The 15,144-nt window shown below is 67.6% G+C and carries 18 protein-coding genes and 1 tRNA gene; 13 read left to right on the forward strand and 6 right to left on the reverse strand.

What is annotated here, in order from left to right; all coding sequences use genetic code 11:
* Positions 1-8: 8 nt before the first annotated feature.
* The 9 genes from secY (at position 9) to BLR99_RS11435 (ending at position 6,244) form a co-directional block, all read left to right on the forward strand.
* Positions 9-1,328 carry a preprotein translocase subunit SecY gene (gene secY, locus BLR99_RS11395; protein WP_011793796.1) on the forward strand — a complete coding sequence of 440 codons (1,320 nt, stop codon included), beginning with the start codon at positions 9-11 and terminating at the stop codon, positions 1,326-1,328.
* A 146-nt stretch (positions 1,329-1,474) separates the two neighbouring features.
* Positions 1,475-1,588, forward strand: coding sequence for a 50S ribosomal protein L36 (gene rpmJ, locus BLR99_RS11400; protein WP_011793797.1), 114 nt, complete (start codon positions 1,475-1,477; stop codon positions 1,586-1,588).
* Between the two features lie 21 nt (positions 1,589-1,609).
* Positions 1,610-1,975 carry a 30S ribosomal protein S13 gene (rpsM, locus tag BLR99_RS11405; RefSeq protein WP_011793798.1) on the forward strand — a complete coding sequence of 122 codons (366 nt, stop codon included), beginning with the start codon at positions 1,610-1,612 and terminating at the stop codon, positions 1,973-1,975.
* A gap of 18 nt (positions 1,976-1,993) precedes the next feature.
* Entirely contained in the window at positions 1,994-2,398 is a 405-nt protein-coding gene (gene rpsK, locus BLR99_RS11410) for a 30S ribosomal protein S11 (protein ID WP_011793799.1), read from the forward strand.
* Between the two features lie 104 nt (positions 2,399-2,502).
* On the forward strand, positions 2,503-3,126 hold the full coding sequence (gene rpsD, locus BLR99_RS11415; protein WP_011793800.1) for a 30S ribosomal protein S4: 624 nt from the start codon (positions 2,503-2,505) through the stop codon (positions 3,124-3,126).
* Between the two features lie 111 nt (positions 3,127-3,237).
* Entirely contained in the window at positions 3,238-4,230 is a 993-nt protein-coding gene (locus BLR99_RS11420; RefSeq protein WP_011793801.1) for a DNA-directed RNA polymerase subunit alpha, read from the forward strand.
* 102 nt (positions 4,231-4,332) lie between these two features.
* Positions 4,333-4,737 (forward strand): 50S ribosomal protein L17, encoded by a 405-nt coding sequence (gene rplQ / locus BLR99_RS11425; protein WP_017438158.1) that lies wholly within the window; start codon positions 4,333-4,335, stop codon positions 4,735-4,737.
* A 19-nt stretch (positions 4,738-4,756) separates the two neighbouring features.
* Positions 4,757-4,833: transfer RNA gene (locus BLR99_RS11430), tRNA-Met, on the forward strand.
* Between the two features lie 160 nt (positions 4,834-4,993).
* Complete coding sequence (locus BLR99_RS11435) at positions 4,994-6,244, forward strand: Hsp70 family protein (protein ID WP_074687188.1); 1,251 nt, start codon at positions 4,994-4,996, stop codon at positions 6,242-6,244.
* Between the two features lie 85 nt (positions 6,245-6,329).
* Here BLR99_RS11435 and rsmI read toward each other — a convergent pair whose 3' ends face one another.
* Positions 6,330-7,289, reverse strand: coding sequence for a 16S rRNA (cytidine(1402)-2'-O)-methyltransferase (gene rsmI / locus BLR99_RS11440; protein ID WP_046060365.1), 960 nt, complete (start codon positions 7,287-7,289; stop codon positions 6,330-6,332).
* Between rsmI and BLR99_RS11445 the strand changes: the two genes are divergently transcribed.
* The 3 genes from BLR99_RS11445 to BLR99_RS11455 all read left to right on the forward strand — a co-directional run bounded on the left by BLR99_RS11445 (position 7,289) and on the right by BLR99_RS11455 (position 9,020).
* Positions 7,289-7,693, forward strand: a complete 405-nt coding sequence (locus BLR99_RS11445; RefSeq protein WP_046060366.1) for a YraN family protein — start codon at positions 7,289-7,291, stop codon at positions 7,691-7,693. The genes rsmI and BLR99_RS11445 overlap by 1 nt on opposite strands.
* Before the next feature lie 71 nt (positions 7,694-7,764).
* Positions 7,765-8,367, forward strand: coding sequence for an SIS domain-containing protein (locus tag BLR99_RS11450; protein ID WP_046060367.1), 603 nt, complete (start codon positions 7,765-7,767; stop codon positions 8,365-8,367).
* On the forward strand, positions 8,364-9,020 hold the full coding sequence (locus BLR99_RS11455; protein WP_017438694.1) for a BON domain-containing protein: 657 nt from the start codon (positions 8,364-8,366) through the stop codon (positions 9,018-9,020). Before BLR99_RS11450 ends, BLR99_RS11455 begins: the two co-directional genes overlap by 4 nt.
* Positions 9,021-9,126: 106 nt before the next feature.
* Here BLR99_RS11455 and BLR99_RS11460 read toward each other — a convergent pair whose 3' ends face one another.
* The 4 genes from BLR99_RS11460 to BLR99_RS11475 form a co-directional block, all read right to left on the reverse strand.
* Complete coding sequence (locus BLR99_RS11460) at positions 9,127-10,065, reverse strand: NAD(P)-dependent oxidoreductase (RefSeq protein ID WP_011793808.1); 939 nt, start codon at positions 10,063-10,065, stop codon at positions 9,127-9,129.
* Positions 10,066-10,148: 83 nt separating this feature from the next.
* Positions 10,149-11,285 (reverse strand): PilT/PilU family type 4a pilus ATPase, encoded by a 1,137-nt coding sequence (locus BLR99_RS11465; protein WP_011793810.1) that lies wholly within the window; start codon positions 11,283-11,285, stop codon positions 10,149-10,151.
* Positions 11,286-11,313: 28 nt separating this feature from the next.
* Entirely contained in the window at positions 11,314-11,952 is a 639-nt protein-coding gene (locus tag BLR99_RS11470; RefSeq protein ID WP_011793811.1) for a Crp/Fnr family transcriptional regulator, read from the reverse strand.
* An 88-nt stretch (positions 11,953-12,040) separates the two neighbouring features.
* Positions 12,041-13,084, reverse strand: a complete 1,044-nt coding sequence (locus tag BLR99_RS11475; RefSeq protein ID WP_011793812.1) for a type IV pilus twitching motility protein PilT — start codon at positions 13,082-13,084, stop codon at positions 12,041-12,043.
* A 41-nt stretch (positions 13,085-13,125) separates the two neighbouring features.
* On the opposite strand from BLR99_RS11475, the gene BLR99_RS11480 reads away from it, so the two are divergent.
* The gene (locus tag BLR99_RS11480) at positions 13,126-13,851 is read left to right on the forward strand and encodes a YggS family pyridoxal phosphate-dependent enzyme (RefSeq protein ID WP_011793813.1); all 726 of its coding nucleotides are present in this window, start codon (positions 13,126-13,128) and stop codon (positions 13,849-13,851) included.
* A gap of 32 nt (positions 13,852-13,883) precedes the next feature.
* Here the strand turns inward: BLR99_RS11480 and ltaE are convergent, their stop codons facing one another.
* Positions 13,884-14,948 (reverse strand): low-specificity L-threonine aldolase, encoded by a 1,065-nt coding sequence (ltaE, locus tag BLR99_RS11485; RefSeq protein WP_017439707.1) that lies wholly within the window; start codon positions 14,946-14,948, stop codon positions 13,884-13,886.
* Positions 14,949-15,144 lie beyond the last annotated feature (196 nt).

Below are 15,144 nucleotides of genomic sequence, written 5' to 3' on the forward strand. Positions count from 1 at the left end.
ACGCATTCGTGGCTACCAGCGCAGCGTCGATTGCAAAGACCGGTAAATTCGGCGACCTGCGTCGCCGGCTGGTTTTCCTGCTGCTGGCCCTGATCGTCTATCGCATCGGGGCGCACATCCCGGTGCCGGGCATCGATCCGGCCCAGCTGCAGCAGCTGTTCAGTGGCCAGCATGGCGGTATCCTGAACCTGTTCAACATGTTCTCGGGCGGGGCCCTGTCCCGCTTCACGGTGTTCGCACTGGGGATCATGCCGTACATCTCGGCATCGATCATCATGCAGCTGATGACCTACGTCGTTCCCACCTTCGAGCAATTGAAGAAGGAAGGCGAGGCCGGACGCCGCAAGATCACCCAGTACACGCGCTACGGAACACTCGGCCTGGCCATTTTCCAGTCGCTCGGCATCGCCGTGGCGCTGGAGAGCTCCGCCGGCCTCGTGCTGAGCCCGGGCTTCGGCTTCCGCCTCACCGCGGTGGTCAGCCTGACGGCAGGCACCATGTTCCTGATGTGGCTGGGCGAGCAGATCACCGAGCGTGGCCTGGGCAACGGTATCTCGATCCTGATCTTCTCCGGCATCGCGGCCGGCCTGCCGAGCTCCATCGGCGGCCTGCTGGAGCTGGTGCGCACGGGTGCGATGAGCATCCTGGCGGCGATCTTCATCGTGCTGCTGGTGGCGGCAGTGACCTACTTCGTGGTGTTCGTGGAGCGGGGCCAGCGCAAGATCCTCGTGAACTATGCGCGTCGCCAGGTGGGCAACAAGGTCTATGGAGGCCAGTCGTCGCACCTGCCGCTCAAGCTGAACATGGCCGGCGTGATCCCGCCGATCTTCGCGTCGTCGATCATCCTGCTGCCCGCCACGATCGTGAACTGGTTCAGCGCGGGTGAGTCGATGCGCTGGCTGCGCGACATCTCCGGTGCGCTGACCCCTGGCCAGCCCGTCTACGTGATGTTCTATGCCGCCGCCATCGTGTTCTTCTGCTTCTTCTACACGGCGCTGGTGTTCAACAGCCGTGAGACAGCGGACAACCTGAAGAAGAGCGGCGCCTTCATTCCCGGGATCCGTCCCGGCGAGCAGACGGCACGCTACATCGACAAGATCCTGGTGCGGCTGACGCTGGCCGGCGCGGTGTACATCACCTTCGTCTGCCTGCTGCCGGAGTTCCTGATCTTGAAGTACAACGTGCCGTTCTATTTCGGCGGCACGTCCCTGCTGATCATCGTGGTCGTCACCATGGACTTCATGGCCCAGGTGCAGAACTACATGATGTCCCAGCAGTACGAGTCGCTGCTCAAGAAGGCGAACTTCAAAGCAACACCAGGCACCTGAGGTCTGGCGAGTCGGAAGCGGATCCGCTACAATCGCGGGTTCGCCTCCAGCTAAGTGACGGTTAATGATGCCCATCGATCCATCGCGGGCACGCAAGTGTGTTCCGCGCCTGGCCGGAACGAATGGACTAGTTTTAGGAGAGTGAAATGAGAGTTTCGGCTTCGGTCAAGAAAATCTGCCGCAACTGCAAGATCATCCGCCGCAAGGGTGTCGTGCGGGTCATCTGCACCGACATGCGCCACAAGCAGCGCCAAGGTTGATTGAAAGTTTAGAGGACGCAAATGGCACGTATCGCTGGCATCAACATTCCGCCGCATCAGCATGCTGAAATCGGCCTGACGGCTATCTTCGGCATCGGACGCACGCGCGCTCGCAAGATCTGCGAAGCCTGCGGCATCGCCTACTCCAAGAAGATCAAGGATCTGACGGACGGCGATCTCGAAAAAATCCGCGACCAGATCGCCCAGTTCACCATCGAAGGTGATCTGCGCCGCGAAACCACGATGAACATCAAGCGCCTGATGGACATCGGCTGCTACCGCGGTTTCCGCCATCGCCGTGGTCTGCCGATGCGTGGTCAGCGCACCCGCACGAACGCCCGTACCCGCAAGGGTCCGCGCAAGGGTGCCGCAGCGCTCAAGAAATAAGCAGATTGAAAGATCCACATGGCAAAGTCTCCCGCCAATAACGCAGCGCAGCGTGTGCGCAAGAAGGTTCGCAAGAACGTTTCCGACGGCATCGCGCACGTGCACGCTTCGTTCAACAACACGATCATCACGATCACGGACCGCCAGGGCAATGCCCTGTCCTGGGCCTCTTCCGGTGGCCAGGGCTTCAAGGGTTCGCGCAAGTCCACGCCCTTCGCAGCCCAGGTGGCTTCCGAAGTGGCCGGTCGCGCCGCGATCGAGCAAGGCATCAAGAACCTCGACGTCGAGATCAAGGGCCCCGGCCCGGGTCGCGAATCGTCGGTGCGCGCACTGGGTGCCCTGGGCATCCGCATCACGTCCATCTCCGACGTGACGCCGGTTCCGCACAACGGCTGCCGTCCGCAAAAGCGCCGTCGTATCTGATTTTTTTGCGTAAGCCCACCGCCACCCGGGCGCATGCCACAAGGCATGGTGCGGGTGGCTCCCGCGTTTTTCGACGCGGCAGATGACATTTCAAGGAAGCTCAAGTGGCACGTTACCTCGGCCCCAAGGCCAAACTCTCCCGCCGTGAAGGCACCGACCTGTTCCTGAAGAGCGCACGCCGCTCCATCGCGGACAAGGCCAAGTTCGACTCCAAGCCCGGCCAGCACGGCCGCACCTCCGGCGCCCGCACCTCCGACTTCGGTCTGCAGCTGCGCGAAAAGCAGAAGGTCAAGCGCATGTACGGCGTGCTGGAAAAGCAGTTCCGCCGCTACTTCGAGGCTGCAGATCGCCGCAAGGGCAACACCGGTGCCAACCTGCTGTCGCTGCTCGAGTCCCGCCTGGACAACGTGGTGTACCGCATGGGCTTCGGCTCCACCCGCGCCGAGGCGCGCCAGCTGGTGTCCCACAAGGCCATCACGGTGAACGGCCAGTCCGTGAACATCGCTTCCTACCTCGTGAAGCCCGGCGACGTGGTGGCCGTGCGCGAGAAGTCCAAGAAGCAGGCCCGCATCGTGGAAGCGCTGCAGCTGGCCCAGCAGGTGGGCATCCCCGCCTGGGTGGAAGTGAATGCCGACAAGGTCGAAGGTACCTTCAAGAAGGCTCCCGACCGCGACGAGTTCGGTGCAGACATCAACGAATCCCTGATCGTTGAGTTGTACTCGCGCTAATCCACAGCGTTCATCGATCGCAATTGTTTCCCGTACCGCGAGGCATCGCGGTACGGGTGCTTCGCCAGCCTTACCGGTGTAACGAGCTGGGGGTATTGAGAGGAAGTCTGCATGCAAACCAATTTGCTGAAACCCAAGACGATCAACGTCGAGCAGCTCGGACACAACCGCGCCAAGGTCGCGCTGGAGCCCTTCGAGCGCGGATACGGGCACACGCTCGGCAACGCCATCCGGCGCGTGCTGCTGTCGTCCATGGTGGGTTACGCAGCAACGGAAGTGACGATCGCCGGCGTGCTCCACGAGTACTCGTCCATCGACGGCGTTCAGGAAGATGTCGTGAACATCCTGCTGAACCTGAAGGGCGTCGTGTTCAAGCTCCACAACCGCGACGAGGTCACGCTGAGCCTGCGCAAGGATGGCGAGGGCGTGGTCACCGCGCGCGACATCCAGACGCCGCACGACGTGGAAATCGTCAATCCCGACCACGTGATCGCCCACCTGTCGCAAGGCGGCAAGCTGGACATGCAGATCAAGGTGGAGAAGGGCCGCGGCTACGTGCCGGGCAACCTGCGCCGCTATGCCGACGAATCGACCAAGTCGATCGGCCGCATCGTGCTGGACGCCTCCTTCTCGCCGGTCAAGCGTGTGAGCTACACGGTCGAGAGCGCCCGCGTCGAGCAGCGCACCGACCTGGACAAGCTGGTCGTCGAGATCGAGACCAATGGTGCGATCACCGCGGAAGATGCCGTGCGCGCCTCCGCCAAGATCCTGGTCGAGCAGCTCGCTGTCTTCGCACAGCTCGAGGGCGGTGAACTGGCCGCGTTCGACACGCCGGCCGGCCCGCGTGGCAGCGCCACGTTCGATCCGATCCTGCTGCGCCCCGTGGACGAGCTGGAACTCACCGTGCGCTCGGCCAATTGCCTGAAGGCCGAGAACATCTACTACATCGGCGATCTGATCCAGCGTACCGAGAACGAGCTGCTCAAGACCCCGAACCTGGGTCGCAAGTCGCTCAACGAGATCAAAGAAGTGCTGGCTTCGCGCGGCCTCACGCTGGGCATGAAGCTCGAGAACTGGCCGCCGGCCGGCCTCGACAAGCGCTGATCCGGCGTTCTATAATCTCCGGTTTCCCCTGTCGGGGAACCAGTGCTGCGGGCAGTACCTGATACGGCTGCCCGTTTTAATTGACTGATAAGGAAAAGCACCATGCGCCACGGACACGGACTCCGTAAACTGAACCGCACCAGCTCGCACCGCCTCGCGATGCTGCAGAACATGATGAACTCGCTCATCGAGCACGAGGCCATCAAGACCACGGTCCCCAAGGCCAAGGAACTGCGCCGCGTGATCGAGCCCATGATCACCCTGGCCAAGGAAGACACGGTGGCGAACCGCCGCCTGGCCTTCGACCGCCTGCGCGACCGCGACAGCGTGACCAAGCTCTTCAACGTGCTCGGCCCCCTGTTCAAGGCCCGTCCCGGTGGCTATACCCGCATCCTGAAGATGGGTTACCGCGTGGGCGACAACGCCCCCATGGCCTTCGTCGAATTCGTCGAACGCCCGGAAGTCGCTGAAGTTTCTGAAAATTCTCCCGCAGACGCCGCAAAGTAAGCTATAATTTATTTCTTGCCGCGCGATGGAGCAGTCTGGTAGCTCGTTGGGCTCATAACCCAAAGGTCGGAGGTTCAAATCCTTCTCGCGCAACCAACACAAGTGCCTTGCACTTTCAGAAACGCCCACTTCATAGTGGGCGTTTTTGTTTTTGCGCTTCCCGCTGGCTCTGCTGGCCTTCCGGCTGGCGTTCTGTCCGGGCACGGCCCCCGCGAACCGGAGCCTGCCCCTGTTCCCACCCTGCTTTTCGTATCCCATGCGCCCGCTGACCCTTGGCATCGACTTCGGCACTTCCAATTCCGCGATGGCGGTCCGGCGCGACGGGGAAACGGCGCAGATGGTGCCCGTGGAGCAGTCGTTCCACACGCTGCCGACGGCGATGTTCTTCAATACCGAAGAATCCCGGACGCACGTGGGCCAGGATGCGATCGCCCAGTACCTGGCGGGTACCGAGGGGCGGCTGATGCGTTCGCTCAAGAGCCTGCTGGGCAGCGCGCTGCTGGAAGAGAAGACGGCGGTGCAGGGAACGCTGATGAGCTACCAGGACATCATCGCGCTCTTCCTGCGCACGATGGCGCAGCGCGCGCAGGCCGTCGTGGGCGATGTGCCCGCGCACGTCGTGCTGGGGCGTCCGGTGCATTTCGTGGATGGGGATCCGGCGCGGGATGCGCTGGCGGAGGGGGCGCTGCGGCGGGCGGCGGAAATGGCCGGCTTCGCGGACATTTCCTTCCAGCTCGAACCCATCGCGGCGGCGCTCGACTACGAGCAGCGCGTGGACCGGGAAACGCGCGTACTGGTGGTGGACATCGGTGGGGGGACATCCGACTTCACGGTGGTCCTGCTCGGGCCGGAGCGCTCTCGCCGTGCCGACCGCAGCGGCGACGTGCTCGCCACCGCTGGCGTGCACCTGGGCGGCACGGACTTCGACCAGCGTCTCAGCCGCTCGCACGTGATGCCCCTGCTCGGCCTGGGGCACCACGGCCCATCGGGGCGGGAAGTGCCCAGCCGCATCTTCTTCGACCTTTCGACATGGCACCTGATCCAGTGGCTCTACAGCCCCAAGGCCCTCGCGGAAGCGAAGGGGCTGCGGTCGGACTATCGTGACGCCCGCCTGCATGACCGGCTGATGGTGGTGCTGTCGGAGCGGTGGGGGCATCGCCTCGCACAGGCGGTGGAGCAGGCGAAGATCGATGTATCGAGCACCGGGGCGCCGGCAGCGCTGCCGCTCGGATGGCTGGAGCGGGATCTCGAGGCGACCGTTACCCCGGTTTCGATGGCGGGCACGCTGCAGCAGCCATTGCAGGAGGTGGTGCGGTGTGCCGCGGAATGCCTCGTCGCGGCCGACCTCGGAGCCCGGGGCGTGGACGCGCTCTACCTCACGGGCGGTTCCTCGGCCCTCAAGCCCTTGCGCGAAGCGCTGGCCGTGGCGTTTCCCGGCGTGCCCCAGGTCGAGGGGGACCTGTTCGGCGGCGTGGCCTCCGGGCTGGCGTACACCGTCCGCGCCTGAGGCGGGGGCTGGCGCGTGGCCCCCTGCCGGCCCCACGCAGCTGCTGTCTCCGCCCAGGCCTGCCGTCCGGTGGGCGCTGGCGGTCTCAGCTGTCCTCGGCGCCTTCCTTCTTCATGGCCAGCGCAGCGTCGTAGAGGGCGTTGCGCGGCGCTCCGCTGATCTCGGCCGCCAGGCGGACGGCGGTCTTGACGGGCAGTTCGGCCAGCAATTGGCGCAGGATGCGCAGGCCGGTGGCGGTGGCGGGGTGGTCATCGCCCCCGGGCAAGGCCGCGGGATGCACGACGATGGCGAACTCCCCGCGCGTGCGCGAGCTTCCTTCTTCCCCCAGCCAGGCAGCGAGGGCCTGGGCGGGCAGGGTGGCGATTTCCTCGAACTGCTTGGTGATCTCCCGCGCCAGGGTGACCGGCCGGTCGCCCAGGGGGGCCAGCGCTGCGGCGAGGTCGGCGATGCGGTGGGGCGCTTCGAGCAAGACGGTGCAGCGGTGTTCGGCCGCGAGGGCCTGGACGGCAGCCTGGCGCTCCGAGGCGCGCGTGGGCAGGAAGCCGGCGAAGAGGAATCCCCCGGCCAGCGGCCGGTGCGAGGCCGCGCCGGCATCCAGGGCTCCGGCCACGCTGAGTGCGGCCGTCACGCTGCTCGCCCCGGGCAGCGGCAGTGCGCGCAGCCCGGCCGCCTGCACGGCAGCGACGAGCCGGGCGCCGGGGTCGCTCACGCCCGGGGTGCCGGCGTCGCTCACGTAGGCGATGCGTTCGCCGCGCTGCAGCCGCTGCACGACGGCCTGCGCCGCCTCGGCTTCGTTGTGCTGGTGCACGGCCATCCATTGCGACGGGGTCTTGTCGATGCCGTAGGCGCGCAGCAGGGACTGCGTGTGGCGGGTGTCCTCGCAGGCGATGGCGTCGGCCAGTTGCAGCACGTGCAGGGCGCGCAGGGTGATGTCCGCGAGGTTGCCGATCGGCGTGGCGACGACGTACAGGGCGCCTTGCGGATAATGCTGCGCTGCGGCCGCGTCGCGCGCGGCGGACAGGGGGGAGGCGAAAGAGGCGCTCAATGGGAATCCTTGAAAAAAAGACGGCCGGCCCGGGAGGGGCCGCGCGGAAGACGACGCGGGCCGCGGGCATGGCCGCGGAGGACCGGGCGCTGGCGCATCTGCAGGCGGCCGGCCTGCGGCTGCTGGCGCGCAATTATCGGACGCCGGGCCGCGGAGGCGGGGAGATCGACCTGATCCTGCGCGACCGCGACGGCACGCTGGTCTTCGTGGAGGTGCGCAGCCGGGCGAGCGATGCCTATGGCGGCGCGGGCGCGAGCATCGGCGCGGCCAAGCGGCGGCGGATCGTGTTCGCGGCGCGGCACTACCTGCTGCGCTGGCCGTCGCCGCCGCCATGCCGCTTCGATGCGGTGCTGGTGAGCGGCGACGCGGTGCAGTGGCTGCAGGCCGCGTTCGATGCCGGCTAGCGCGGCGGTCGCCTGCCGCGCCAACGCCTTGCTACCGAAGCGGCAACACCCGGGGGGTATCATCGGCGTACATGCTCGAGCAACGCATCCAACAGCATTTCATCGATAGCGCGGACCTCAAGTACCAGGCCGCGCAACTCCTCAGTCAACCCATCGGGGCGGCCGTGCAGGCCATCCTGGCGTGCGTCACGAGCGGCGCCAAGGCCCTGGCCTGCGGCAGCGGCGCTGCCTCCGCGCAGGCGCGGCAGTTCGCGGCGCTCTGCGTGGCCGGCTTCGAGCGGGAGCGGCCCGAACTGGCGGCCGTCGCGCTCGAGCCTGACGCGCTCTGGTCCGCGCCCGGCATGCCCGGTGGCGACGCGCAGGTGCTGGCCCGGCAGGTGAGGGCGTTGGGCCAGGCGGGGGACGTGCTGCTCGCCATGGCCGACGGCAGCGCGGCCACCGATGCCGCCCTGGTGGAAGCCATCCAGTCCGCGCACGAGCGGGACATGACCGTGATCGCCCTCACTGGCCGGGGCGGCGCAGCGCTGGCCGGGCTGCTGCGCGAGACGGACGTGCTGATCGAGGTGCCGCACGACCGCGCGGCCCGCGTGCGCGAAGTGCATGCGCTGGTGCTGCACTGCCTGTGCGATGGGGTGGATGCCCAGTTATTTGGTGAACAGGAGATACCGCTATGACCTTGCAGACCTTGACCCGAACCACTGGCGCCGTGCTGGCCGCCGTCGCGCTGGGAACCGTGCTTTCGGCATGCGCCCCGCTGATGATCGGCGGTGCCGCCGTGGGCACCATGATGGCCGCGGACCGGCGCACCGCCGGCACCCAGGTGGAGGACGAGACGATCGAGCTGCGCGCGGGCAACCGGCTGCGCGATAACTTCGGCAACCGGGTCCATGTGAATGTGACCAGCTACAACCGCCAGGTGCTGCTGACGGGGGAAGTGCCCTCCCAGCAGGACAAGGAGCGGGTGGAGCAGGCGGTGCTGACCGTGGAGAACGTGCGCTCCGTCGTGAATGACCTGGCGGTGATGTCGGCCAGCACGCTGCCGCAGCGCGCCAACGATGCGCTCATCACCGGCAAGGTGCGCGCCAGCCTGGTGGACGCCAAGGACCTCTTCGCGACCGCCTTCAAGGTGGTGACGGAGCGCAACACCGTCTATCTGATGGGCCGCGTGACGCAGCGCGAGGCCGACCGTGCCACGGACATCGCGCGCGGCGTGAACGACGTGCGCAAGGTGGTGCGCGTGTTCGAGATCGTCTCGGAGCAGGAGCTGGCACGCGGATTCTCGCAGCAGCCCCAGGGCCCCGCACCGGTCACCACCGATTCCAAATAAGGGACACCCCCTGAGGCCTGGCAGAGCCAGTCCCGCGGCGTCTGCTGGCGTGGCCTGCTCCGCGGCCTTCCGACGGGCGAGGCGGTGCGGGTTTCGTGCGCCGTATTCAGCCGTTCTGCGGTTTTTTCACGCCCAGGCGGGTGATCAGGCTGGACGTGTCCCAGCGCCCGCCGCCGGCCTGCTGGACGTCGGCGTAGAACTGGTCCACGAGGGCGGTGAGGGGCAGGCGCGCGCCGTTGCGGTGGGCCTCTTCCAGCACCAGGCCCAGGTCCTTGCGCATCCAGTCCACGGCGAAGCCGAAGTCGAAGCGGCCTTCGACCATGGTCTTGCCGCGGTTGTCCATCTGCCAGCTCTGGGCGGCGCCCTTGCCGATCACGTCCAGCACCAGCGGCATGTCCAGGCCGGCATGCTGGCCGAAGGCGACCGCTTCCGAGAGGCCCTGGACGATGCCGGCGATGCAGATCTGGTTGACCATCTTGGCGAGCTGCCCGGCGCCGCTGTCGCCGATGCGCGTGAAGGCGCGCGAGAACGCCATGGCGACGGGCCGCACGGCGTCGAAGGCGTCCGCATCGCCGCCGCACATGACGGTGAGCTGGCCGTTCTGCGCGCCGGCCTGGCCGCCGGAGACGGGTGCGTCGATGAAGCGCAGGCCCAGGGTGCGTGCGGCCCGGGCCAGTTCGCGCGCGACTTCGGCGGAGGCGGTGGTGTGGTCCACGAAGACCGCGCCGGGCTGCATGCCGGCGAAGGCACCGTCGGCCCCGAGCACGACCGAGCGCAGGTCATCGTCATTGCCCACGCAGCAGAACACGATCTCCGCCCCCTGCGCGGCTTCGCGCGGCGTGGCTGCCTTCCGTGCGCCGGCGGATGCAGCGAACTCCTCGCACCATGCCGCGGCCTTGGCGGCGGTGCGGTTGAAGACGGTGACCTGGTGGCCGGCGAGCGCGAGGTGGCCCGCCATGGGGTGGCCCATCACGCCCAGTCCCAGGAAGGCGACCTTGCGCGAGGGGGTGGGGTCGTAGCTGCGCGGAGCGGTGCTGGGGGGCATGTGGATGTCTCCTGTCGTGGTTCCGGAAAACGATGAAAAAGACAGCGCCCGCCGGATGGCGGCGGGCGCGGCGCGGGTTGGCCTCAGACGATGGCGAAGTGCTCGGTACCCGATGAGAGGTCGGTGCTGCGGGCGCGCTGGCTGCCGAGCTTGATCTGCAGCCGCAGGTCGTTGAGCGAGTCGGCGTTGCGCAGCGCGTCTTCGTAGCTGATGACGTTGGCCTCGAAGAGGTCGAACAGCGACTGGTCGAAGGTCTGCATGCCGAGGTTGCGGCTCTTCTTCATGATCTCCTTGATCTCGGCGACCTCGCCCTTGAAGATCAGGTCGGCGATCAGCGGCGTGTTGAGCATCACTTCCACCGCCGCGGCGCGGCCCTTGCCGTCCTGCTTGGGGATGAGGCGCTGCGACACCATGGCGCGCAGGTTGAGCGACAGGTCCATGAGCAGTTGCGCGCGCCGTTCTTCGGGGAAGAAGTTGATGATCCGGTCCAGCGCCTGGTTGGCGCTGTTGGCGTGCAGCGTGGCGAGGCACAGGTGGCCGGTCTCGGAGAACGCGATGGCATGGTCCATGGTTTCGCGGTCGCGGATCTCGCCCATGAGGATCACGTCCGGCGCCTGGCGCAGCGTGTTCTTGAGGGCGGCCTCCCAGCTGTCGGTGTCCAGGCCCACCTCGCGCTGGGTGACGACGCAGTTCTTGTGCGGGTGCACGAACTCGATCGGGTCTTCCACGGTGATGATGTGGCCGAAGGAGTTCTCGTTGCGCCAGTCCACCATGGCCGCGAGGGTGGTGGACTTGCCCGAGCCGGTGGCACCCACGAGGATGCACAGCCCGCGCTTGGACATGGTGATTTCCTTGAGGACCTGCGGCACGCCCAGCCCGTCGATGGTGGGCAGCGTGAGCGGGATGGTCCGCAGCACCATGCCGACGCGGCCCTGCTGGATGAAGGCGTTCACCCGGAAGCGGCCGATGCCCGCGGGGGAGATGGCGAAGTTGCACTCCTTGGTGCGCTCGAAGTCCGCCACCTGCTTGTCGCTCATGATGGCGCGCGCGAGCGTGAGGGTGTGCGCCGGCGTGAGCGGCTGGGGGGATACCTTCGTGACCTTTCCGTCCACCTTGATGGCGGGAGGGAACTCCGCCGTGATGAAAAGATCGCTTCCGCCGCGCCCCACCATGAGCTTCAGCAGGTCGTTGATGAATTTGCTGGCCTGATCGCGTTCCATTCAGTGCTCCGGTCGGTGCGCCGCCGTGTCAGCGCTGGCTGTCGCTGAGGCGGGCGCTGACGACCCGCAGGCGCTGCGAGAGCTTGCGCGCGAGCAGGGCGACCAGGCTCGCGGCCAACTGGGGATCCTTGGCCATCATGTCGTCGAGGGCCTCGGCGCTGAGTACGGCGATCTCGCAATCGGTCAGCGTGGTGCAGGCGGAGAAGCGGATACCGCTGTCCAGCAGCGACATCTCGCCCAGGATGTCGCCCGGGCGGGTTTCCGCGAGCCGCAGGTGCTCGCCCCAGGGCTGCACGCGGTCCACGGCGATGGTGCCGGTGAGCAGCACGACCATGAAATTGCCGTATTCGTCCTGGCGGATCACGTCGCGGTCTGCGGGCACGGCAGCGAAGTGGAAGAAGCGCTCCATGCGCTCGACGGCGGAGGCGTCGAGGTGGGCCATGTAGCGGTCCTTGGACCACAGCGCCTGCAGCAGCTTGCCGCCGCGGCTGGCGGGCATGCGCTGGGCCGCGACTTCGACGGCGCGCGCTTCCCAGGGCACGAGCATGGAGCTGTCCACGCCCTGGCCGGCGAAGGCCGTGGTGAAGAAGACTGAATCGCTGGCGCCTTCGCCGCCGGACTTGGTGCCGCGGGACTTGGCCTTCAGCAGGCCGAGGATGCCTTTCATGGAGGTGCTCCGGTGCGCGCGGCGGGGTGATGTCTGCCGCGCGGTGTGTTGGGGGATGGGTGAACGGTGCGGTGCGAGCGGGCCGGTGTCAGCCCGGGAAGTTCTCGGGAATCTTGGCCTTGCCGCGGGCTTCCGCGGGGCTGATGATGTTGCGCCGCACGAGGTCGGTGAGGTTCTGGTCCAGCGTCTGCATGCCGACGCTGCTGCTGGTCTGGATGGTGGAGTACATCTGCGCCACCTTGGCCTCGCGGATCAGGTTGCGGATGGCGCTCGTGCCCAGCATGATCTCGTGCGCCGCCACCCGGCCCTGGCCGTCCTTGGTCTTGCACAGCGTCTGGGAGATCACGGCCTGCAGCGATTCGGACAGCATGGCGCGCACCATTTCCTTTTCCTCGGCGGGGAACACGTCGATGATCCGGTCGATGGTCTTGGCCGCGCTGGAAGTGTGCAGGGTGCCGAACACGAGGTGGCCCGTCTCGGCGGCGGTCATGGCCAGGCGGATGGTTTCGAGGTCGCGCATTTCGCCCACGAGGATGGCGTCCGGGTCTTCGCGCAGCGCGGATTTCAGCGCGGCGGCGAAGGACAGCGTCATCGGCCCGACCTCGCGCTGGTTGATCAGGCACTTCTTGGAGTCGTGCACGAATTCGATCGGGTCTTCCACCGTCAGGATGTGCCCGTATTCGGTCTCGTTGAGGTGGTTCACCATGGCCGCGAGCGTGGTGGACTTGCCCGAGCCGGTGGGGCCGGTGACGAGCACGAGGCCGCGCGGCTTGAGGGCAAGGTCGGCGAAGATGCGCGGGGCGTTGAGCTGCTCGAGCGTGAGGATCTTGCTCGGGATGGTCCGGAACACGGCGGCCGCGCCGCGGTTCTGGTTGAAGGCGTTGACCCGGAAGCGCGCCAGGCCCTCGATCTCGAAGGAGAAGTCCACTTCCAGGAACTCCTCGTACACCTTGCGCTGGGCGTCGCTCATGATGTCGTACACCATGGCGTGCACGGTCTTGTGGTCGAGGGCATCGACGTTGATGCGGCGCACGTCGCCATGCACGCGGATCATCGGAGGCAGGCCCGCGGACAGGTGCAGGTCGGAGGCCTTGTTCTTCACGCTGAAGGCGAGCAGTTGGGTGATGTCCACGAAAAACCCTTGGTCGTTTGGTACGCTTGAGAACAAACATTATGACGACGATTGGTAACAACCTCCAAGGGGTCCTGGACCGCATCGCGCGAGCCTGCGCACAGGCCGGCCGCGAGCCGTCCGGCGTGCGGCTGCTCGCCGTTTCCAAGACCTTCGGCGCCCCGTCCGTGCGCGAGGCGGCGCTGGCGGGGCAGCGGGCGTTCGGCGAGAACTACATCCAGGAGGGCGTCGAGAAGATCGCTGCCCTGGGCCAGCCGGAGTCCGGCCTCGCGCATCCGCTGGAGTGGCACTGCATCGGCCCCGTGCAGAGCAACAAGACCCGGCTGGTGGCGGAGCATTTCGACTGGGTGCACACGGTGGACCGCCTCAAGACGGCCGAGCGCCTGTCGCAGCAGCGGCCGGACCACCTGCCGGCACTGCAGGTGTGCATCCAGGTGAACGTGGATGGCGGCGCCACCAAGGCCGGGCTGCCGCCGGACGAGGCGCCCGGCCTGGCGCTGGCCGTGGCGCGGCTGCCACGCCTGAGGCTGCGGGGGCTCATGGCCATCCCCGAGCCGGCGCCGGACTTCGCGGCGCAGTTCGCGGTGCATGCGCAGGCGAAGGCGCTCTTCGACCGCCTGCGCGCTTCCGGCGCGCCGGGCCTGGAGGACTTCGACACGCTCTCGCTGGGCATGACGGCCGACCTGGAGGCCGCCATCCACGCGGGCAGCACCATGGTGCGCGTGGGCAGCGGGATTTTCGGCGCGCGCAGCTATCCGGCGCGCTGAAAACCCGGGGGCGCGGCCCCGGGGAGCGGGCCTCAGCCCCGGAATTCCTCCACGCAGCCCAGGGTGTGCTCGACGTCCTCGGGCCCCACGTCCAGGTGGGTGACCCAGCGCAGGCGGATCTGCCCGCCGCAGAGGCTGCGCGTGACGTAGATGCCGTGCTGGGACAGCCAGGCCATCAGGGCGGGGGCGATGTCCGAGTGCACGTCGGTGAACATGATGTTGGTGTGCGCGGAGGCCACGCTGAGGCGCCGGCGCAGCACCGGATGGCTGCGGCCGACCTCCGCCAGGCCTTCGGCCAGCGACCGCAGCAGGGCGTGGTCGTCCGCCATGCGGCGCACGTGGTGGTCGAGGGCATAGCGCCCGGCGGCCGCGAGCATGCCGATCTGCCGCATGGCGCCGCCCAGCATCTTGCGGGTGCGGCGGGCATGCGCGATGAAGTCGTGGGAGCCGAGCAGCAGGGACCCCACGGGAGCGCCCAGGCCCTTGCTCAGGCAGATCGAGGCGGTGTCGAAATGCGCGCAGATGGCGCGCGCCTCGTCGTACACGTCCGTGCCGTGGGCCATGGCGTTGGCGGTCGCGGCATTGAAGAGGCGGGCGCCGTCGAGGTGCATGGCCAGCTGGCGGCTGCGCGCGAGGGCGGCCACGTCGGCGATGTAGGGGTTGGGCAGGACCTGCCCGCCAGCGGTGTTTTCCAGCACCACCAGGCGGGTGCGGGCGAAGTGCGGGTCGTCCGGCTTGATGGCCGCGGCGATGTCGCGCAGGCACAACGTGCCGTCGGCGCGGTTCTCGATGGGCTGGGGATGGATGGAGCCCAGCGTCGCCATGCCGCCGCCTTCCCAGCGGTAGGTGTGCCAGCTCTGGCCCACGATGGCCTCGTCGCCGCGCTGGCAGTGGCCCATGAGCGCGATGAGGTTGGCCTGCGTGCCGCTGGGGGCGAACAGCGCGGCGTCGAACCCCAGCAGTTCCGCGGCATGGTTCTGCAGGTCGTTCACGGAAGGGTCGTCGCCGAAGACGTCGTCGCCCAGGGGGGCTGTCAGCATGGCTTCGCGCATGGCGGCGGTGGGCTGCGTGACGGTATCGCTGCGGAAGTCGTGCATCGGATCGGGCTCCTGGGGGGAGATGGGGGCGGTCTCGGCAGAGATGGTAGCTGCGACTACCTGCCCCGGGAGCGAAGCGGCGCAAATCCCCCGGGATGCCGGTGCAGGCGCGGCTGCGGGCGGTGTAAGCTGGGGGTGCCTGCGCGCGAAGCCCGGCGTTTCCGGCCCCGGACCGCTTGGGCGCCGGCCCGTCCCC

The sequence above is a fragment of the Paracidovorax citrulli genome (assembly GCF_900100305.1).
Taxonomy (GTDB): domain Bacteria; phylum Pseudomonadota; class Gammaproteobacteria; order Burkholderiales; family Burkholderiaceae_C; genus Paracidovorax; species Paracidovorax citrulli.

What these genes read in the sequence shown, in the direction of transcription:
- BLR99_RS11450 (WP_046060367.1), top strand. Translation starts at nt 7,765, where the DNA reads ATGCTCGAGCAACGCATCCAACAGCATTTCATCGATAGCGCGGACCTC.
- rpsK (WP_011793799.1), top strand. Translation starts at nt 1,994, where the DNA reads ATGGCAAAGTCTCCCGCCAATAACGCAGCGCAGCGTGTGCGCAAGAAG.
- BLR99_RS11460 (WP_011793808.1), bottom strand. Translation starts at nt 10,065, where the DNA reads ATGCCCCCCAGCACCGCTCCGCGCAGCTACGACCCCACCCCCTCGCGC.
- BLR99_RS11465 (WP_011793810.1), bottom strand. Translation starts at nt 11,285, where the DNA reads ATGGAACGCGATCAGGCCAGCAAATTCATCAACGACCTGCTGAAGCTC.
- BLR99_RS11470 (WP_011793811.1), bottom strand. Translation starts at nt 11,952, where the DNA reads ATGAAAGGCATCCTCGGCCTGCTGAAGGCCAAGTCCCGCGGCACCAAG.
- BLR99_RS11445 (WP_046060366.1), top strand. Translation starts at nt 7,289, where the DNA reads ATGGGAATCCTTGAAAAAAAGACGGCCGGCCCGGGAGGGGCCGCGCGG.
- rplQ (WP_017438158.1), top strand. Translation starts at nt 4,333, where the DNA reads ATGCGCCACGGACACGGACTCCGTAAACTGAACCGCACCAGCTCGCAC.
- rpsM (WP_011793798.1), top strand. Translation starts at nt 1,610, where the DNA reads ATGGCACGTATCGCTGGCATCAACATTCCGCCGCATCAGCATGCTGAA.
- rpmJ (WP_011793797.1), top strand. Translation starts at nt 1,475, where the DNA reads ATGAGAGTTTCGGCTTCGGTCAAGAAAATCTGCCGCAACTGCAAGATC.
- BLR99_RS11455 (WP_017438694.1), top strand. Translation starts at nt 8,364, where the DNA reads ATGACCTTGCAGACCTTGACCCGAACCACTGGCGCCGTGCTGGCCGCC.
- BLR99_RS11480 (WP_011793813.1), top strand. Translation starts at nt 13,126, where the DNA reads ATGACGACGATTGGTAACAACCTCCAAGGGGTCCTGGACCGCATCGCG.
- BLR99_RS11420 (WP_011793801.1), top strand. Translation starts at nt 3,238, where the DNA reads ATGCAAACCAATTTGCTGAAACCCAAGACGATCAACGTCGAGCAGCTC.
- ltaE (WP_017439707.1), bottom strand. Translation starts at nt 14,948, where the DNA reads ATGCACGACTTCCGCAGCGATACCGTCACGCAGCCCACCGCCGCCATG.
- BLR99_RS11435 (WP_074687188.1), top strand. Translation starts at nt 4,994, where the DNA reads ATGCGCCCGCTGACCCTTGGCATCGACTTCGGCACTTCCAATTCCGCG.